General features: G+C 52.0%; 16 protein-coding genes and 1 tRNA gene. 14 read left to right on the forward strand and 3 right to left on the reverse strand.

What is annotated here, in order from left to right:
• Nucleotides 1-71 precede the first annotated feature (71 nt).
• Entirely contained in the window at nucleotides 72-1,175 is a 1,104-nt protein-coding gene (locus tag FKG94_RS12120; protein WP_142904596.1) for an NAD(P)/FAD-dependent oxidoreductase, read from the forward strand.
• A gap of 37 nt (nucleotides 1,176-1,212) precedes the next feature.
• Here the strand turns inward: FKG94_RS12120 and FKG94_RS12125 are convergent, their stop codons facing one another.
• A complete protein-coding gene (locus FKG94_RS12125; RefSeq protein ID WP_142904597.1) occupies nucleotides 1,213-1,470 on the reverse strand; it encodes a RimK/LysX family protein in 258 nt (85 codons plus the stop codon).
• Between the two features lie 99 nt (nucleotides 1,471-1,569).
• Between FKG94_RS12125 and FKG94_RS12130 the strand changes: the two genes are divergently transcribed.
• From FKG94_RS12130 to FKG94_RS12185, 12 genes are all read left to right on the forward strand, one after another.
• Nucleotides 1,570-2,928 (forward strand): glutamine synthetase family protein, encoded by a 1,359-nt coding sequence (locus tag FKG94_RS12130; RefSeq protein WP_142904598.1) that lies wholly within the window; start codon nucleotides 1,570-1,572, stop codon nucleotides 2,926-2,928.
• Nucleotides 2,929-2,980: 52 nt separating this feature from the next.
• Entirely contained in the window at nucleotides 2,981-4,147 is a 1,167-nt protein-coding gene (locus FKG94_RS12135) for an iron-containing alcohol dehydrogenase (RefSeq protein WP_142904599.1), read from the forward strand.
• Between the two features lie 246 nt (nucleotides 4,148-4,393).
• Entirely contained in the window at nucleotides 4,394-5,227 is an 834-nt protein-coding gene (locus FKG94_RS12140; RefSeq protein ID WP_179957614.1) for a type 1 glutamine amidotransferase, read from the forward strand.
• Nucleotides 5,228-5,713: 486 nt separating this feature from the next.
• Nucleotides 5,714-7,210, forward strand: coding sequence for a glutamate--tRNA ligase (gltX, locus tag FKG94_RS12145; protein ID WP_142904601.1), 1,497 nt, complete (start codon nucleotides 5,714-5,716; stop codon nucleotides 7,208-7,210).
• 157 nt (nucleotides 7,211-7,367) lie between these two features.
• Nucleotides 7,368-7,443: transfer RNA gene (locus FKG94_RS12150), tRNA-Ala, on the forward strand.
• Between the two features lie 620 nt (nucleotides 7,444-8,063).
• Complete coding sequence (locus tag FKG94_RS12155) at nucleotides 8,064-8,837, forward strand: SAM-dependent methyltransferase (protein ID WP_142904602.1); 774 nt, start codon at nucleotides 8,064-8,066, stop codon at nucleotides 8,835-8,837.
• A gap of 346 nt (nucleotides 8,838-9,183) precedes the next feature.
• Nucleotides 9,184-9,714 carry an isochorismatase family protein gene (locus FKG94_RS12160; protein ID WP_142904603.1) on the forward strand — a complete coding sequence of 177 codons (531 nt, stop codon included), beginning with the start codon at nucleotides 9,184-9,186 and terminating at the stop codon, nucleotides 9,712-9,714.
• 189 nt (nucleotides 9,715-9,903) lie between these two features.
• Nucleotides 9,904-10,386, forward strand: coding sequence for a GNAT family N-acetyltransferase (locus tag FKG94_RS12165; protein WP_142904604.1), 483 nt, complete (start codon nucleotides 9,904-9,906; stop codon nucleotides 10,384-10,386).
• Nucleotides 10,387-10,452: 66 nt separating this feature from the next.
• The gene (locus FKG94_RS12170) at nucleotides 10,453-10,926 is read left to right on the forward strand and encodes a L,D-transpeptidase family protein (protein WP_142904605.1); all 474 of its coding nucleotides are present in this window, start codon (nucleotides 10,453-10,455) and stop codon (nucleotides 10,924-10,926) included.
• A gap of 315 nt (nucleotides 10,927-11,241) precedes the next feature.
• Nucleotides 11,242-12,105, forward strand: coding sequence for a hypothetical protein (locus FKG94_RS12175; protein WP_142904606.1), 864 nt, complete (start codon nucleotides 11,242-11,244; stop codon nucleotides 12,103-12,105).
• A gap of 461 nt (nucleotides 12,106-12,566) precedes the next feature.
• Nucleotides 12,567-14,915 (forward strand): TonB-dependent receptor, encoded by a 2,349-nt coding sequence (locus FKG94_RS12180; RefSeq protein ID WP_142904607.1) that lies wholly within the window; start codon nucleotides 12,567-12,569, stop codon nucleotides 14,913-14,915.
• A gap of 154 nt (nucleotides 14,916-15,069) precedes the next feature.
• Nucleotides 15,070-16,113, forward strand: a complete 1,044-nt coding sequence (locus tag FKG94_RS12185; RefSeq protein WP_142904608.1) for a VOC family protein — start codon at nucleotides 15,070-15,072, stop codon at nucleotides 16,111-16,113.
• Nucleotides 16,114-16,633: 520 nt separating this feature from the next.
• Here FKG94_RS12185 and FKG94_RS12190 read toward each other — a convergent pair.
• The gene (locus tag FKG94_RS12190; protein ID WP_142904609.1) at nucleotides 16,634-17,401 is read right to left on the reverse strand and encodes an SDR family NAD(P)-dependent oxidoreductase; all 768 of its coding nucleotides are present in this window, start codon (nucleotides 17,399-17,401) and stop codon (nucleotides 16,634-16,636) included.
• Between the two features lie 450 nt (nucleotides 17,402-17,851).
• On the opposite strand from FKG94_RS12190, the gene FKG94_RS12195 reads away from it, so the two are divergent.
• Nucleotides 17,852-18,160, forward strand: a complete 309-nt coding sequence (locus tag FKG94_RS12195; protein ID WP_142904610.1) for a hypothetical protein — start codon at nucleotides 17,852-17,854, stop codon at nucleotides 18,158-18,160.
• 93 nt (nucleotides 18,161-18,253) lie between these two features.
• Here the strand turns inward: FKG94_RS12195 and FKG94_RS12200 are convergent, their stop codons facing one another.
• Nucleotides 18,254-18,784 (reverse strand): protein tyrosine phosphatase family protein, encoded by a 531-nt coding sequence (locus FKG94_RS12200; protein WP_142904611.1) that lies wholly within the window; start codon nucleotides 18,782-18,784, stop codon nucleotides 18,254-18,256.
• Between the last annotated feature and the right edge of the window lie 124 nt (nucleotides 18,785-18,908).

Below are 18,908 nucleotides of genomic sequence, written 5' to 3' on the forward strand. Positions count from 1 at the left end.
CTGATTGACGGTTGCGAGTGGAACTCATTTGCAGCGTATATTCCTTTAGCGTGTAAAGAGGTGGTGCGTCCGTGACGGAAACGGTCGATTGCGTGGTAATCGGCGCCGGTGTGGTGGGGCTTGCCTGTGCCCGGGAGCTGGCCCGCTGTGGTCGCGAGGTGCTGGTGCTGGAAGCGGCGCGGGCCGCGGGCACCCACAGCAGCAGTCGCAATTCGGAGGTGATTCATGCCGGTATCTATTATCCCCGCGGTTCGCTCAAGGCTGCGCTTTGTGTGGAGGGTAGGGAACGGCTTTACCGTTACTGCCGCGAGCGGCAATTGCCCCACCGGCGCCTCGGTAAGCTTATTGTGGCGACCACCGACAGCGAGCGGGAGACCCTGCTCGGCTATCGGCAGGCGGCTCGCGACAATGGTGTCGAGGATCTGCAATGGATTGAACAACCGCAACTGCAGCATCTGGAACCGGCGCTGGCAGGTACCTGCGCACTGTTGTCGCCGTCCACCGGTATCCTCGACAGTCATGCGTTGATGTTGTCACTGCAGGGTGATCTGGAATCCAACGGTGGCCTGCTGGTGTGCCGGGCGCCCGTGATTGCCGCGCGAGTCGTCGATCAAGGCGTGCGGCTCAGCGTCGGCGGCATTGATCCGATGGAAATCACCGCGCGCACCCTGGTGAACAGTGCCGGCCTCGATGCCGTCAGGGTCGCGCAGCGTATCGAGGGCTTGCCTGCCGCCACCATTCCGCCCGCCTATTATGCCAAGGGCCACTACTTCACGCTGCGCGGCAAGGCACCGTTTCAGCGCCTGATATACCCGGTGGCCGGGCGCGCCGGCCTGGGAATTCACGTCACCCTGGATATGCAGGGCCGGGTCCGCTTCGGGCCCGACGTGCAGTGGGGGGAGCGCGACTATCGTTTTGATGAAAGCCGCAAGCCCTTGTTTATCGAGGCGATCCGGCGCTATTACCCCGGTCTGGTGCCGGATCGGTTAGAACCTGACTATACCGGTGTTCGACCGAAGCTGGTGCCTGCCGGTGAAGCGCCCCACGATTTTGTTATCAGCACGGCGGCGCAGCACGGGGTCGGCGGTTTGGTCAACCTGTTCGGTATCGAATCGCCCGGGTTGACGGCGGCGCTGGCGCTGGCGCGCCGTGTCAGGGCCGCCCTGGTGCCTTAGCCCGCCGCTGCCCGCAGGTCGGCCTCCCTGTGACGCCTTAGAGCTGCAACCATTCCGATGCCGTCATCTCGCCGGTCCGGAAGCTCGCGGCGGGGTCCAACAGCATCCGCCCCTGCATGGCCTCGCGCCCGGGCAGCATGCAGTAGCCCGTGGAGTCGCGGTTGGTCGGGGCCACCTCTACCTCCCAATATCGCCGCCGACTGTGTGGCGGTTCGCGCACCACAGAGCGCTTTTCACTGACACCGCTGGCGCTTTTCACCAGGCGCCGGTCGAGCACCTGGGACTCGCAGCGCACCGTGGCGCAAAATAATCAATCCTGCCGGTATCTTAAAGCTCGACATTTAGCACCACCGGCGCTATATCTAGGGCCTGTGACAGGCTAGCGGAGGCGGCCATGGCCAAAAGCGCTCAGGATATTGTGCAGTTGATCGACGAACGCGGCATCGAGTATATCAAGGTCGGGGTGTTCGATATCGACGGGGTCCTGCGGGGCAAGTACCTGAAAAAGGACAAATTTCTGTCGGCCCTGGACACCGGGTTCGGCTTCTGTGACGTGGTGCTGGGTTGGGACAGCAACGACCAGCTCTACGACAATGTGAAGTTTACCGGCTGGCACACCGCGTACCCGGATGCGCCGGTGCGGCTGGTGCCCGATTCCGCCCGCGAGCTGCCGCTGGAGCCCGATACGCTGCTGGTGCTGGGCGAGTTTACCGGCGCGGCGGAAAAACTCTGCCCTCGCGGTGTGCTGCGCCGGGTGTTGGAGCGAGCCGACGCCATGGGCTTGGCGGTGCAGGCGGCCTGTGAGTACGAATTCTTTTTGTTCGAGGAAACGCCGCACAGCGTGCGGGAAAAGAACTACCAGAGTCTCAAAAGCGTCACGCCGGGTTTTTTCGGCTATTCGGTGCTGCGCAACTCAGTGCACGCGGAGATCTATCACGACCTGCTGCGACTGTGCCAGGAAATGGAGATGCCGCTGGAAGGCCTGCACACCGAAACCGGACCCGGTGTGATCGAGGCGGCGCTGCTTCACGATACGGCACTGGCCGCGGCCGACAACGGGGCCCTGTTCAAAACCTTTACCAAGGTGTGGGCCCAGCGGCTGGATATGATGGCCACCTTTATGGCCAAGTGGTCGTCCGAGTATCCCGGGCAGTCGGGGCATATTCATATCTCCCTGCAGCATAAAGACAGCGGCGCCAATGCGTTTTACGATGCCGGCGAGGCCCAGGGCATGGCGGCTGTCCAGCGTTGGTTTGTGGGTGGCCAGCAACAACTGATGCCGGAATTCCTGGCCATGGTGGCCAGCACGGTCAACAGTTACCGGCGTATGGTGCCCGGTATGTGGGCTCCCCTGGATGCCACCTGGGGCATTGAGAACCGTACCTGCGCGTTGCGGGTTATTCCCGGTGGTGAAAAATCCCAGCGGGTGGAGTACCGCATAGCCGCCGCCGATATGAACCCTTACCTCGCCATGGCGGCGGCCATTGCCTCCGGTTTACAAGGCATAGAGGACAAGATCGAGCCCACCGCGGCTGTTGTTGGCAATGCCTATGACCAGACGCATCCCGGCGCACTGCGGCTGCCGCAGACTCTGTACGAGGCGGCCGAGCGGTTGCGAGACTCGGCCGCGGCCCGGGCGCTGTTTGGGAGTGAGTTTGTGGAGCATTTCAGCCAGACGCGGATCTGGGAAGAGCGCGAGTTCAGAAAAGCGGTGACCGATTGGGAGCTGCAGCGGTATTTCGAAATTATCTGACTCTTATCTTACGACCCTTGTCTTATGACGCTTGCCCTATGACCCTTGCCTTATGACTATAGTGACCTGGAATTACCCGACCTCGATCGCCTTTGGCCCCGGCGCCATCGCGCAATTGCCACAGACATGTGCAGACCTGGGTATGCGCCGCCCGCTGGTGGTGACTGACAGCGGTTTGAAAACCGCGCCGTTTATTGCCCGGGTTTTGCAGGACTGTCGCGCGGCAGGGCTGGCCGCGGAATTATTTGCCGGGGTGCAGGGAAATCCGGTGGATGAGAATGTGGCGGCCGCACTGGCGGCCTATAAAGGCCAAAGTTGCGATGGAGTGGTCTCGGTGGGCGGCGGCAGCGCGCTCGACGTCGGCAAGACCCTGGCCCTGATTGCCGGGCAGACGGCTTCGCTGTGGGAACTCGGCGGCGCCGAGGACGACTGGAGCGGTATCGACGGCGACAGCATAGCGCCCCAAATCGCCGTGCCCACCACCGCCGGGACCGGGTCTGAAGTCGGCCGGGCCGCGGTGATTACTGACACTGCCGCGCGTGTCAAGAAAATCATTTTTCATCCGCAGATGTTGCCGCCCAGAGTCATCGCCGACCCGGAGCTGACCCTGGGCCTGCCGCCGCACCTGACTGCCGCCACCGGAATGGATGCCTTGGTGCACAGTTTCGAGGCCTATTGTGCCACCGGGTTTCATCCCATGGCTGACGGCATAGCGCTGGAAGCCATGCGCCTGGTGGCAGCCAGTCTGCCCCGGGCCTTTGCCGACGGCGGGGATCTCGAGGCGCGCACGCAGATGCTGGCGGCGGCCACCATGGGCGCCACCGCTTTTCAAAAAGACCTGGGCGCCGTGCACGCTCTCGCTCATGCCATCGGAGCGCTGTTCAATGTGCACCACGGTCTTACCAACGCCATCCTGTTGCCCTATGTCATGCTGGCCAACCGGGCGGCGATTGAAGATAAAATGGTGCCTTTGGCCCGGGTGCTGAACTTGCCGGCAACCGGGATATCCAGCTTCGAGGCGGTGTTTGAGTGGGTGTTGGCACTGCGAGGTTCCCTGGCCATTCCCCACACCCTTGACGAGATCCAAGTAGCGGCGGGGCGTGCCGATGATATAGGCTCGCTGGCGGCGACAGACCCCTGTGCAGCGGGAAATCCTATAGGATTTGATGCCGGACACTATGCGGAGATTTTTACCAGAGCTGTCGAGGGGCAGTTGTAAGCGGTGTTTCTGGAGTTTGCCGGAAAATAGGGTGTTGTAGCCGGGTGTTGGAATCTAGTGAAACCGGTTATTGAAACCGGCTATAGAAATCAGGTTTTAAGACTAGGTCTTAAGACCAGGTTGTAAGATCAGGGGTTGAGTCCAGATTCCGCGACCGGGCACTGAAACCAGGACTTGAGCCGAGACACCAAAATCTATCACTGAAACCCGTTTGTTAAAACCACAATGTCGAGAGTGTATCGTTGTATGAACACTAAACCTCTATTGATTATCGATGGCAACAAGCGCGAGTCCAATCAGCAGCAGGCTGCCATGGGCGGTATGGCTACCGGCGAGGGCTACGCAGCGGTGCTGCGGCGCATCGACCCCGCCGTGCAGTACACCATCGTGCAGCCGGCCTATGACGATTATCAGAAACCGACGTTCGGCCCCGATGACTACCGTGGCGCCGTGATTACCGGTTCGGCCCTGCACGTCTACGATGCTGTGCCCGAGGTGGAGCGCCAACTGGCACTGGCGGCCGAAGTTTTCGATTGTGGCATTCCGGTATTTGGCAGTTGTTGGGGCTTGCAGGTGGCCAGCACAGTGTTGGGGGGAAGGGTACGCGCCAACCCCCGCGGCCGCGAACTGGGCATTGCCCGGGGCATCTGCGCCAATCAGCAGGGCGGCGAACATCCGCTGCTGGCGGGCAAGGGACCGGTCTACGATGCCGTCGCGATCCACACCGACGAGGTGGTGGAATTGCCCGCCGGGGCCACGTTGCTGGCGAGCAACACCATCAGCGAGGTGCAGGCCGTGGTGATAGAACAGGGAGACAAGCGGTTTTGGGGCGTGCAGTATCACCCCGAGTTCAGTCTGTTTGATATCGGCACCATCTTTTTGCGCTATGGGGAAGGCCTGATCGCCGACGGCTTTTTTACCTCATTGCCGGCGCTGGAATCGCTGGTGCGGGATTTTCACAGTCTCGATCAAAAACCGGACCAGTTGGCATTGAGCTGGCGTTACGGATTGAGCGCCTCGGTGTTGGACTTTGATTTGCGGACCCGGGAACTGCGCAATTGGCTGCAGGCGCTGGGTTAGCTGTCGGCGCCTTATGGGCGCGCCGTGCAAACAACAACATGACGCCGTGCAAACGACAATATGACAGAAAAATGTCGCGGTGCTAAAACAGAAGGAGACGCTTATCAGTAGGTAAAGCGGGCCAATAAAAAAAGCCTCTAAAATGATTTTAGAGGCTTAACATGTATATAACTACACTAAATAGAGGAGGGAGAGTTAAGATTCACGATAAAAAGTGTGTTCTCGCAATCTAAGATGGCTGATTTTCCTTAAAGTTCCTACCGCCCCGGTAAAAAAATGCGAATTGGATCAATTAATCTGTTGGTTTTTTGAACCAGTCGTATGACCGCAGGAGAAGGCGTGCCGATTGTGGACGCGATGGATACCGCCCCTGCACTCCGCGCTTGCCGGGTCGCTGGCGGCTGGCGCGGGACAAAGGCTATAATCCGGCGCTTTACCTCGGACCTGCTGCTGAGGTTCCACTGATCAGAGAGAGCACGCCAGTCAATGACCGTTCGCACCCGCATTGCGCCTTCGCCCACCGGTGATCCCCACGTGGGAACCGCTTATATCGCCCTGTTCAACCTGTGTTTTGCCCGCCGCCACGGCGGTCAGTTTCTGTTGCGGATCGAGGATACGGACCGGGCCCGCTCGACCCCCGAATCTGAACAGGCCATCTTCGACAGCCTGCGCTGGTTGGGGATCGAATGGGATGAAGGGCCGGATGTGGGCGGTGATAAAGGGCCTTACCGCCAGAGTGAGCGGGGCGATCTCTACCGGGAATACGCCGAGCAACTGGTGCGCGAGGGGCATGCGTTTCATTGTTACCGCACGGCGGAGGAATTGGAGACACTGCGTGCGGCGCGTCGCGCCCGCGGCGGTTTTACCGCGCTCAAACCCGCTGAGTTGGCGCTGCCGGCGGCGGAGGTGGAAAAGCGCAGGGCCGCCGGTGAACCCTTTGTGATTCGCATGAAGGTACCGCAGGAGGAGGGGCCCTGTCCGATTGACGATATGCTGCGCGGGCGCGTCGAGCTGGATTGGGGGCAGGTGGATGCTCAAATTCTGCTCAAGTCGGACGGTTTGCCGACTTATCACCTGGCCAATGTGGTGGACGATCACTTGATGGGTATCACCCATGTCATTCGGGGTGAGGAGTGGATCAATTCAGCCCCCAAGCACAAGCTGCTGTATGAATACTTCGGTTGGGAGATGCCGCAATTGTGTCACCTGCCGCTGCTGCGCAACCCCGATAAGTCCAAGCTCAGCAAGCGCAAGAACCCGACCAGTATCTTGTACTACCGGCGCATGGGGTTTCTGCCCGAGGCCCTGTTGAATTACCTGGGCCGTATGGGCTGGTCGATGCCGGATGAGCGGGAGAAGTTTACGCTGGCGGAGATGATCGATAACTTCGATATCCAGCGGGTATCCCTCGGCGGTCCGATCTTCGATGTGGAGAAGTTGTCCTGGCTGAACGGCCTGTGGATTCGCGAGGACCTGAGTGTCGAGCAACTGGCCGATCGCCTGCAGGACTGGGCGTTCAATCGGGAGAATCTGCTGCGGGTGCTGCCCCATACCCAGTCCCGGATGGAGACCCTGAGCGACTTTGCCCCCCTGGCTGCGTTTCTGGCGGCGGGCACTTTGCCGCTGGCGGAGGCCGATTTCGCCGGGCTCAAGCTGGAGCCGGACCAGCTCAAGCAGGTGTTGCAGTTTGCGCTCTGGGACCTGGAAGCGCTGCGGGAGTGGGAGCGGGAGCAGATTTTCGCGGCTCTCAAAGCGCTGGCGGGGCGTCTGGATATCAAGTTGAAGGACTTCCTGGTGCCGTTGTTTGTAGCGGTAGCCGGTACTACGGCGTCCTTTTCAGTCATGGATTCCATGGTGTTGTTGGGTCCGGATATGACCCGGGCGCGGCTGCGTCACGCCCTGAAGGTCTGCTTCGGTGAGTTGGGGAACAAGCAGTTGAAGAAGCTTGAAAAAGCCTACGGGGCCCTGGCGCGTCAGGGGTAGTCGGGGCGGCGTGGGAATCCGCCTCGGGCCTGGAAAAACAGCAGTCAATTCAAGCAGTTATTCCAGCGCGGAGACCGTTGTAAGGGAGTTGACAGGCGTCGCGGGAATGGTAGAATGCGCCCCTCTTTGCCGTTGATGTTATCGATCGACGCACTACGGGGCCATAGCTCAGCTGGGAGAGCGCAACACTGGCAGTGTTGAGGTCAGCGGTTCGATCCCGCTTGGCTCCACCAATGTATAAAAAACCCCAAGGTTAGCCATTAACCTTGGGGTTTTTTATTGCCCCGCAGGCGTGATCGAACCCGGTTCGAGCGAGTGGCCGCACCGCCCGCTTGGCTCCACCAAACATTTAAACCCCCGAGGTTAGTACTAACCTCGGGGGTTTTTTGTTACCCCGCAGGCGGGATAGAACCCGGTTCGAGCGAGTCGTCGCACCGCCGCCTTAGCTTCACCAAGTTTTCTTTTCAAATTCTCCTGACTCCGCCGGTGTGCCCTGTGCTTACTTAAGTCGGTTCCAGGAATATCTGCAGTGAATAGAGCCGGTCTGGTAAATTTAGGGTTGATTTCAGTAGGTGGCAATCGCCAAGATACCACGGCTCGTTTAAATGAAAACCGCCTACTACCCACTAAGTGAACTATTGCATTTCAGCTCTGGTAAAATAATGCTCTATAAAAATATAATCCAAAAATCAATGGGTTAGACGTCAAAATGTGTTGGAAGACAAGAACCTTAAACAATACTCTTTGCAATAATATCCCGATTTGGGGTGCTAAAACGCCTGACCTCGTTAATTGTTTGTAACCGTCATGGCTTCTCAAAAAGCGTTATGTGTAAAACTGAGTGGGTAAATTGATGAAGACAGTTGAAGAAAGCGTCGTAATGGCTATGGATGGCGCAGATAGTAATTTGTTTCCGTATTTGCCGTACATTTTACAGGATTTATGGGAAATTGGTGCATCTCCTGAAGTCGTACTTAAATTAGTGGAAAAATACACGACTGATCGTTCAAATCTTAAGGTTCTCGATTTAGGATGTGGGAAAGGGGCAGTGTTAATAAAATTGGCAAAACAGTTTAACTGTTATTGCCATGGAGTAGATGCTGTTGAGGAATTTATCGATGAGGCTAAAGATAAAGCAAAAAAATTCAATGTTGACGAAAATTGCTGCTTTGAATGTGATGACATAAGAGTCAGAATTAATGATTTAAGAGATTACGATATCATAATCCTTGGTGCTATTGGCCCAGTTCTTGGTGATTATCAGTCGACATTAACTAAAGCTTCAAAATGCATCAAAGAAAGCGGGCTAGTATTTGTTGATGATGGATATATCGATGACGGGAGTGAATATTCACACCCTTTAATGGAAAAAAAGTCAGTGATTCTTAAGCAAGCATCTGATGCTGGAATGAAACTAATCGATGAGGTTGTTGTTAACACAGATGAAATAAAAGAATCAGATGAGTACATTTACAGAAATATTAAGAGGCGATGCCAAGAGCTGATCGAGAAACACCCTGATAAAAAGAATATTTTCATTGATTATATTAGGGAGCAAGAAGAAGAGAATGAGGCACTTGAAACGAAAGTAGTTTGCTCAACAATGCTTTTTGGGAGGTGTAGTTAGAACAATGGTGCCATAAAGTATATAAAGACATGGCAAACAAGGACAAGTTTCGCCTGCCGAAACCTGTATCCAATTGTTGAACAGGCCCGGAGTGTGTGGTTAAAAATCAGTCTTTATATAGGCCCTAAAATAGTATCGTTTCTTTTGGCCTCCGGCACAGACCCTGACTATGATGTACGTATTAGAGAGTGTGATTCGACATTGTTCTCCGCTAGAGCTATCAGTGGTCCTCATGGAAAATATCCGGACGAAAGCACTTATATACAAATGTCAAACCAACTTCAAGCCAATAAGCGCGTCAACTGATTGAGACGTTAAGTTCACCAATCATTGTTTAGGGGAAATCGTGGATATATTGCTTATCATTGATATGCAAGTGGCATCGTTTGCAAAAGGAGAAAAATATGACTCCGATAATGTTATTGCTCGAATAAATCAGTTGTCTGAGCACGTTCGTCGAAACGGCGGAAAAGTGGTTTTCATTCAACACGATGGAACGGAAGAAGAGGGATTGCTGCCATTCTCCTCTGGATGGAAAATTCTACCATCACTTACTCAGGATAAACGTGATGTCGTCATTAGGAAGACTATTAATGATTCTTTCTACAACACAAGCCTAAACAAGTGGCTACAACAATTCAATGAGATAAGACTGCTGGTTACAGGCTGGGCAACTGATTTTTGTGTTGATACAACAATTAGAGCGGCTGTTAGTCACGGATACAACGTTGTTGCTGTTTCTGATTGTCACACGGTAAGTGACCGGCCTCATTTAAGTGCTGAACAGGTAATTGAACACCACAACTGGATATGGAACAATATGCATACGCCAGCAAAGCCTGTTGAGGTACTACCGCTAAAGGCTCTGTTTGGGTAGGTGGCGTGGAAACTTAACAACCACAGTTAAAGGAAAACCTACGCGTTGATCTGATTCTCCTCACCGTAAGCTTAAGTTTGTAAGGCAGTTTTGTGGAAGCCGTGAGTGATGGGGCCAGACCACATTTTTCCGTTTTTTCGGGTGAAGTTACCTCAAAACGTCGCCCTCAATGGTTCAAACTAAAATTATATGAATATCAGAGAAGCTACAACAGAAGATTGGGATTTAGTTTGGCCTATTTTCCACGAAGTAGTCAAAGCCGGAGAAACCTATGCGTATGAAGTGGATACAACCAGAGAGCAGGCAGAGGAGATCTGGCTAAATACTCCACGTAAGACCTACCTCTTTGAAGAGAGTGGAAAAGCATTGGGTACCTATTTTTTAAAAACTAACCAAGCAGGCCCGGGAAGCCACGTTTGCAATTGTGGTTATATGGTTGCTTCTCAGGCCAGGGGCAAAGGGCTCGCCACCTTAATGTGTGAACACTCACAAGAGGTTGCCAAGGAACTCGGCTACAAAGCTATGCAGTTTAACTTTGTAGTATCAAGTAACGAGGGTGCAGTACGGTTGTGGGATAAACTTGGTTTTAAAACTGTAGGTTGCTTACCTAAAGCTTTCAATCATCCAGTAAAAGGGTATGTGGATGCGCTGGTCATGTATAAATGGCTATAAACATGGCAATCAGAAGCATGGCGACGTTGGTGCAGGATCAGTCCGCTGCCGTAGGCGTTAGATGTTATGAGAATTATCATACTACTTTTCTTACTTTTTAGTTATGCAGCTTGGTCAGATGCTGATCTCGTAAAGGTCGATAAATCTGAGCGTAAAATGTATCTTTTGAGTGGCGCGAAAGTTATAAAGGAGTACCATATATCGTTGGGTGCAAATCCTGCGGGCCACAAGCAGCAAGAGGGTGACGAGAAAACTCCAGAAGGAAGTTACACCCTCGACTACAAAAAGGAGGATTCTTCATTCTATCGTGCGATGCATATCAGCTACCCGAATGAAACTGACAAAAAGCTCGCTCAAGCTAAAGGAGTCTCTCCGGGCGGTTTTGTTATGGTTCATGGACAGCGAAACTGGCTGGGTTGGCTCGCTCCCATAGCACAGAGCTTCGATTGGACAAATGGGTGTATCGCGATAACCAACTCTGAAATGGATGAATTCATGAGCTTGGTAAAGACCGGCACGGAAATTCAGATTGAGTGGTAAGCATTTAACCCCGCTAGGAGAGTGATGGGGGACAGACCACCTGTTTCTGTTTTTCGGGTGCAATTACTTCAAAAGGTGTCCCCAATGCTACAAAATGACAATAGGTGGCAAACAAGTTGGCTTCAACGGGCACTGCAGCGGTAAAGTCGATAAATATGGTCTTGCGGGTGTTCTGGGGTCGGCTTACCTGAAATTCTCTGATCGTCTTATGAATACAGAATTTAGTTAAGTAAACTGTTTTGGGATTCAGAAAAGTATAACTTTTTGTCATCCGGATTTTTCGAGTGAAGTTTTGACATTCCTGGTAGTTGGAATATGAAGATTCTGTTTTTGACATTAATAGCACTTAGTCTTGTTCCGCTGTTTATTGGTTTTGCTATGCTCTGGCGAACGCCAAGGTCAGAAAGTCAGATCATGCTGTCGGTTCCTGCCAGCATTTTACTTTGCGCTTTAAGCTTCAATTTGACTTTTTTTGTTCAAGAAATTGGCTTGGTGGTTCCCAAGGCGCTGGTGCCTGACCTGAATCCCATTCTCTACCACAACGACCATAGCTGGAGCGGTGACGCAGAGATCGCTGAACTACTCCAGGGTACCGGCGCGATCGCAACATTGACGAGCGGGTTGGTGTCCATTGCCCTGCTGCGTGTTTTTCGAAACGCGTCTGCAACCTGGAGACTGTTTTTCTTCTGGATGTCTTTTCAAGGTCTCTATCAAGCGCTCACACAACTTGCGATTGGGGCCTTAGTTGCCGGAAACGACATGGGCCGCGCGCTTGCTTTTCTCCAGATCAGCCAGGCCGGTAAGATGATCATTCTCGCAGTGGCGGTGCTGGGACTGGCTGTCAGTGGTTTAACGCTTGCTCGTATCTATCCGTTTTCTTTTCGGGGGGAACCAGCGCGTTACAATTGCAATAGCGCGCTCCATCTGCTTTTGGTGTCGATTATTGCTGTAGCGCTGGTTATCCCCTTTCGCATGCCCCGTGAACTGATCGAAGTGCTATTCGTGCCCATGGTTGTAAACATTATCGGCGTTAGCTGGATGATCCTGGGTACAGGTTTCTCACAGGCTCCTGTAGCGGCAATCGATGATCAGCCTCCGACCGTAATCGGTCCGGCCACGGCACTAGTGCTAACGCTCGTTTTCTTTCAGCTTTTTTTACGGCCCGGGGTTGAGTTCTAGTGGCTGTGCCGGTTATTGAAGCGGTTGCGTGATATTCAGGTATCTCTATTCCAGAGTCCGCTCTACGTTGACATTCTGTCTAATAAAAATTGCGATTTTCTCATAGATACTCTCTGCATGGGCCGAACTTTTATAGTTATAGCCACCATTAATAGCTCGCTATAAATTTAATGACTATTAGTCAGTATTGTTAGTTTGATTACACTAATCGCCGACATTCTGTAAATTTATATTTAAAAACACATAACTTATTGAATTTTATGTACTTATCACTTTCCAAACTAACGGTTAGTATAGAAAAACTATAGTTTTGCATATTAAAAGATAGTGCTTATAACTCTTTTATTGAGTGTTTGCTAAGAATTTGGCGCTATTATTGTATTAAAGATCAGTAAGGTGTTGACTAAGGCGATGTAAAACTCTAATTTAGCGTCATTAGATAATAAAAATATGTGGAGACGATGATGCTATACAAAAAAAGCAAGGTTTACCTTGCACTTCTCGCTACCTATACGGCTTCCATCAGCGCGCAGACGCAGCAAGACGTTGGAGCTATGCTTGAGGAAATTATTGTTACCGCAGAGAAGCGGGAGGCTACTCTTCAGGATACAGCCATAGCGGTAACGGCTTTGGATGCCGGTACGTTAGAGCGATCCAATATTGAAGATAGCCTGGATTTACAGTTTGCCGTGCCGAATCTGATGCTTGGCCAGAACGATAATATTACCTTGCGTGGCGTAGGGCAGAGTGTTTTAGGGGGAGGTGCTGACCCAGCGGTAAGTTCCACCTTCAATACTATGGCTATTTCTCCCACCGGTGAGATTTACGATTTGGAGCGAATCGAGGTGTTGCGCGGTCCACAGGGAACTTTGTTTGGGCGCAACACGACCGGCGGTGTGATCAATACGGTTTCCGCCAAGCCCACGGAGACTTTTTCTGCAGACCTGGCCGCTCAGGTAGCGAATTTCGGATCGATACGCACCGTGGGGGTTGTCAATTTGCCGCTAACGGACTCTGTCTACCAGCGTTTTGCCTTTAATACGGTCAGGCGTGATGGCTACACCGAGAACGAATTTAACGGTACTGACGTTGACGGCCGTGATCAGGTGTCTATTCGCAGCACTACCCGTTTTGAATTTGGGGGGGATAACGAGGCAACCCTGATTGTGCAGTATTACGACGAGGACAGTGATCGACAATCTGCAGTGAAGGTTGCCTGTAAGCAGGATACTACCCTGGGTTGTGCGCCTGATACTGAGGATGAAATTGGTTATCCGGCAGATTTTATAGGCAGTGTCGATACGGGCTTGCTGCTTGGCGGCATTCTAAAACCGAACCGCTATGGCGAGGCGCCGAGCGACTACCGTACTGTCAGGCTTGAAACGGACCCTACTTATGAGTTGGAGGAGCTCTTTGCCGGGTTGGAAGTCAATATTAGTCTTGGTGATAACTTGACGCTGACTTCTGTTACATCTTATGCAGATGGCGAGTTCAATCAATTTCGAGACTTCGATTTGGCAGCTGCGCCCGACGCTTTTAATGTCACCCCTGCTACTCCCGAGGCTGCGCTGACCTATCTATACGATGGCGAATTTCAGACTCGTACTGACTATGCGTCAACGCAAAGAAATATTAGTGAGTCCGAAAGCTTCGCTCAAGAATTTCGCCTCGCCTCGGGTTTTGATGGGCCACTCAATTTTCTTGTGGGTATATCCTATTTCGAAGAGGATGTAGATTTTTGGGGGGCGAGCTATATACCGGGCTTGCACAATACGCTCAACCCTGCTTTTGCTGCCGGTCTGATCACTGGCGGGGTCACTAATGAGAGCGATCGAACTTCTGAATCTCAAGCAGTATTTGGTGAGGTTAATTACGATTTAACGGAAAATCTTATTCTCACTACGGGCTTGCGCTATACCGAAGATGAAAAGAGGTCGACGGCTGGCTTCAACACCCTCGGTGAGGTTACTAATTTTGTAACAGCCGAGGGAAGCTGGGAGGAGGTTACCGGCAAGATAAACCTTAGTTGGAGGACAGAGCTACCGTTTACCAACGACACCACTGTGTACGGAACCTTGTCCCGAGGCTATAAAGGAGGCGGTTTGAACCCCGGAAATATTATATCGGAGACTTTTGATCCGGAGTATATTAATGCCATCGAAATAGGCGCGAAAAACCAACTGCTCAACAATAGCATGCAGTTGAATGCGGCCGCCTTTTACTATGATTATAAAGATTATCAGGTAGGTGGCTTGATTGAAGGTGTGGCTGTCAATTTCAATGCCGAAAAGGCTAAAATTCAAGGCTTTGAGCTGGAAGGACTGTATTTGATCACTGAAAATTTATTGGTCAATGCCAATCTGGCTATTCTGGATACAGAAATTGTTTCCTCACTACCTCTGCCTAACACTTCACTGGGGAGCGTTGGGGGAGTACCCATTCTGGAAGATGTGGAAGGTAATGATCTGCCCAATGCGCCGGAGAGTTCTTTTAGCTTGGGCGTTCAGTACACTCAGCAGCTCAATGATACGTATGAACTTCGCTATCGCGCTGACTACTACTGGCAGGATGAGTTTCAAGGGCGAGAGTTTGATAACTACACCTACGACGCGTGGGACCGGACTGACCTCTACCTTACCTTGAGTGAGACAGGTGGTCGGTGGGAAGTCGAAGCGTTTGTGAAAAACGTGACTGACGACGACGGTATAACCGGTGGTAGTGCCGAAGCCGCGCTGGTGGGGTTGTTTCGCAAATTACGTCTGTTAGACCCACGCACTTACGGCGTTGAGTTTAACTATCATTGGGACTAAAAAATCATTCAGGTCTTACGGATTTGATCCGGCTGTGACCGGTATTTAGTGAAAAACGACGACATGATGTCGTCGTTTTTGCATCAGCGAAATGTAGAGTTTTTAAAGCGGTTTATTTTTACTGACAACTTTCTCGTTTATTAAAGGAATTTTTATGCGCAATATTCTTTTGGCCCTTTTGAGTGTTATGACCTTGGCTGGTTGTTCCAGCGGTGAGCCGGGAAGGCCGGATGACGCAGTTGTTCGTGGAGTTCACTATGTTGGCGTCGCTGTTAGTGACATCGAACGATCTGCGAATTTTTATCGAGAGATAGCCGATCTGGAAAGTGTTGAAAATGGAGAGTTTCATCATCATCCCGTGATTGATGCGCTTGTCGATCGAACCGGTGCTAAAGCCTCGACAAAACTTATGAGAAGTGTGAACGCACAGCTTCGCCTTATGGAGTTTGAAAATCCATCTGCAGCGGCAGTGTCGGCCGGTCAAGTGGAGGTGTACGGTCCCGGCATTGCTCACTTGTGTTTTCAAGTAAATAAGGAAACCAAGTCCTACCAGCGCTTTCTTGAAGCTGGGGGCGTCGCGATTGGCGATCGTGAAATGGCTCAGCTAAATCCGGCTAGTCCCGTTTCTTATGCTTATGGGCGTGATTTTGACCAGGCAATTATAGAGATTGAGCACGTGAATTTTGAAGCTCTTGATCTCGACACGCCGCCGGAGAATGACTATCGAATTCGACACATATCACTGGCGACACCGGATGTTGATCGCGCGGCGAAGTTCTATTCCATTCTGTTACAGGAGGAGAATCCGCGCCGGGTTGGTAACTGGTTTCCCGTGTCCGGTGAAAAGGTGGATATGGTTTCCGGTCTTCCCGGCAGCAAGCTGAAATTTGCCTGGTTTCAAGTCCGAAATCTCGAGTTGGAGATCATTCAGTATGTCAGTCACCCAACCGAGCTTGCGGATGCGCCCCGCCCGGCGGATGCTCATGGCTATAATATGATTGTCTTTGATGTTGTTGATTTAGACGCAGCGAGCGAAAGACTTATCGCTGCAGGCGGTACCGTTGTCGTTGAAGACAAGCCGATGGACGGCGGTAAAGTCATGTTTGGTCGGGACCCTGATGGAAATTTATTGGGCTTTCAACAATTGCCGGATGACTCTGTACTTTCATCGCAGAACTTTTCAGGCAATGGTACTTAAAATGTGCTGTTACGTCTTTGCCGGTATTGTTTTACTAGTGCTTTGACCAGAAAATATTTTCACTTCGGTGGCACTAAGGTCTCGATCCGGGCGTAGCCCTTCGGGACCTTCGCCAGCAGGGATGCTGGCGAAGAGCCTACAGGGATGTATTCACGGCGAGTCCCGAAGGGTTATAGGCTAGGCGCCCCCCCTGATTGAGACCGTGTCAGCTAAGGACACCAGAAGCCGTTTTAGGTGAAAATCTTTATTTGTCGAAGCACTAGAATACTTTTTTCCTACGCAACCCGCCTCACCGTTACCTAACTTCCACCCTTTTCGATATGAAAAGGATATGTGAGGCCTCATCCCGCTCGATCAGCTCGTATGCCGGATAGAGTACAAGATGATGCGCTATGAGATGACGGAAAAGGCGGTTATGTGATTGCCTATACGCTTGCAAGCCATCGATAAGGCATTGGGTGATGGCCGCATCACTCCAGCTCCACAATGCCCTGTCGCAATCGTATGGAAAGGTGAGATTTTAATAGTGTGTATGTTTGAGGGCGCCACCGTCGACCCGGAGGTTTGCACCGGTAATATAGGAGGCGGCAGGGCTTGCTAAAAATGCTACCGCATTGGCCACTTCCTGCGGTGTTCCGTGGCGCTGCAGGGCAGATATTTGGCTGGCGCGTTCAAAGAGTGCGGGATCTGCCTGTTTGACTTGAGCCCAAAACCCCCCTTCAAAATTTATCGGCCCCGGTGTCACAAAGTTAGACCTAATGCCATTTTCGGCAAGGCGGTGAGCGAGCTGTGCGGCGTAGGCGTTCAATGCGGCTTTCATCACGCCGTACTCCCTTTCCTGGGGGATAATGTTAGCCATGACGGAGGCGATACTTGAAATGAAAACAAGAGAGCCGGCATCACTTTTTTGTAGAAAGGGGATAACCAATTCGGTAGCCCGCATATGCTGCAAGAAATCTGTTTCGAAGGCGTCGAGCCAGCGTTGTTCACCTTGGGAGCTGATCCGTGTTGAGACATTACTGATAAAAATATCTACGCCGCCTAAGTGGTTCGCGGCGTTTTCCAGCCAGCGGGTATAGGCGGCGGTATCGGTCACATCAATGGCTTCGCCATAGGCGTTGATGCCTTGGGCCTCCCATTCACCCAGCGCTTTATTTAGCGCTTCAGAGCCCCGGGCACAGGTGGCTATGGAAGCCCCTTCTTTGGCTAAAACGTTCAAAATAGCATTGCCAATACCTCGGCTGCCGCCCGTTACAATGGCTCGTTTACCCTTTAAATTCAAATCCATGAGGCTTTCCTCGCGTCGATTTATTAATTTAATTTGGGCTAGTTTAAGTTTTTATTGTTGTAGAAGTCAATAAATATCAAATTGCTTTTGATTTCCGTACTTTTAAAGGGTGATATTGTATTCAAATAGCGGGTCTCTATAAATTTACTGCATATAAATAACTGATATATATGAATTTTTTAAATTTAACTTAGATAAATAGTTTTCTTTCAATAAGTAGATATTAAGTCATTAAAATATATATTTTCTGTCCTTGACATCTATTCAGATACTTAAAGTAGCCTGTGAATAGGGCAAAGGTCTATCTTTTTTCTATGTATATTGTATTTATCGTCATTAATGGTAAGGCCGGCACTTTTGTGGATACATTGCAAGAACGTTACGTATCGGGAAGGGGGGCTTGGCTAGTCCTGCCGTTGTGGTAGCGTCATGGCTATTTTTTAGTAGTGGATGATCGAATTGGCGACGGGAACTGAAAAGAAAACATTTACGCGGATGTCGCCGGAGGCCCGAGTGGGTGAGATTTTAGACTGTTCAGTGGGCATCGTTGACTCAGGCGGTGTGGCCGCTCTCGGTAGGGAAGAGGTGCCAATGCGGCAGGCAAGACCCGCTGTGGATATCTCCTTTGGGCTTCCGGCCGCCGCCGGCTGCTACCTGGATGAAAAAAAGGCCGATAGGCAAACCATTGAAGATATTATCGTCACGATGACCACAGGCAGCATAACCGCAATAAAAGAGGGGTTTGATGTAAAAGCTTAAGGCGCTGCCTGCAAGAGACAGATAGGCTATAGCGGGTACCGGCTGTCAAATTGCTGTCACCCAAGTATTGATACAGTGCGGTACCTGATGGGGCTACTGTGACAACTTTTCCCTGACCACTGGCTCCAGACGCGTTAAACCCCACCGCTTGCCTTCAGCGATGGCGGCCTCAATATCACTGCCGTTGGTCTCACCCTCTGCCAGCGCAACCAGTGCCCCCACCCGATTGCCGCTGCCGCAGTGCACCAGCACCGGCTCGCCGTCAAGCCCGCTTAGGAGCTGCTGTAGTTTTCGCGCATTGTCACTGTTGACACCAGTCGCGCCGGCGACAGGAATATGATGATACTCCATGCCCAGCGACTGTACATGCGCCTGCTCGTCCCAGTCCAGCTCACCGGCGGTGCGCAGGTTAACGATATGTTTGACACCTGCTTCTGCCAGCGTTTGAAATTGCGCTTCGGTGGGCTGGCCGGCGGTAAAAGACGCGGCATCGGTAGCGGTGAGATTGGTGATCTGCGCTTGTTCGATAAGTGCGGTATCCAGCGTGGGCGCTTTGGAGGGTGAGCATCCCATACTTGCCGCTAACACAACACCGAGTATAAAAAGCTTGTTAAATATTTTCATCGAATTACTCCAGGGATAGCGGGTATTCTGTATTCCGGGGACATTTTAGAATGGCACTGCCTTAAGCAAATATGTGCCACTTGAACGGTCTGGCTCTGGCTAAGGCCTTCAGAAACACGCTCTG

Origin of the sequence: Exilibacterium tricleocarpae (genome assembly GCF_007004655.1) — a bacterium.
In the GTDB taxonomy this organism is placed as follows: Bacteria; Pseudomonadota; Gammaproteobacteria; order Pseudomonadales; family Cellvibrionaceae; genus Exilibacterium; species Exilibacterium tricleocarpae.

Excerpts from the sequence above, each read along its gene's own strand:
- FKG94_RS12130 (WP_142904598.1), top strand. The coding sequence starts at position 1,570 with ATGGCCAAAAGCGCTCAGGATATTGTGCAGTTGATCGACGAACGCGGC.
- FKG94_RS12135 (WP_142904599.1), top strand. The coding sequence starts at position 2,981 with ATGACTATAGTGACCTGGAATTACCCGACCTCGATCGCCTTTGGCCCC.
- FKG94_RS12140 (WP_179957614.1), top strand. The coding sequence starts at position 4,394 with ATGAACACTAAACCTCTATTGATTATCGATGGCAACAAGCGCGAGTCC.
- gltX (WP_142904601.1), top strand. The coding sequence starts at position 5,714 with ATGACCGTTCGCACCCGCATTGCGCCTTCGCCCACCGGTGATCCCCAC.
- FKG94_RS12155 (WP_142904602.1), top strand. The coding sequence starts at position 8,064 with ATGAAGACAGTTGAAGAAAGCGTCGTAATGGCTATGGATGGCGCAGAT.
- FKG94_RS12165 (WP_142904604.1), top strand. The coding sequence starts at position 9,904 with ATGAATATCAGAGAAGCTACAACAGAAGATTGGGATTTAGTTTGGCCT.
- FKG94_RS12170 (WP_142904605.1), top strand. The coding sequence starts at position 10,453 with ATGAGAATTATCATACTACTTTTCTTACTTTTTAGTTATGCAGCTTGG.
- FKG94_RS12175 (WP_142904606.1), top strand. The coding sequence starts at position 11,242 with ATGAAGATTCTGTTTTTGACATTAATAGCACTTAGTCTTGTTCCGCTG.
- FKG94_RS12180 (WP_142904607.1), top strand. The coding sequence starts at position 12,567 with ATGATGCTATACAAAAAAAGCAAGGTTTACCTTGCACTTCTCGCTACC.
- FKG94_RS12185 (WP_142904608.1), top strand. The coding sequence starts at position 15,070 with ATGCGCAATATTCTTTTGGCCCTTTTGAGTGTTATGACCTTGGCTGGT.
- FKG94_RS12190 (WP_142904609.1), bottom strand. The coding sequence starts at position 17,401 with ATGGATTTGAATTTAAAGGGTAAACGAGCCATTGTAACGGGCGGCAGC.
- FKG94_RS12195 (WP_142904610.1), top strand. The coding sequence starts at position 17,852 with ATGATCGAATTGGCGACGGGAACTGAAAAGAAAACATTTACGCGGATG.
- FKG94_RS12200 (WP_142904611.1), bottom strand. The coding sequence starts at position 18,784 with ATGAAAATATTTAACAAGCTTTTTATACTCGGTGTTGTGTTAGCGGCA.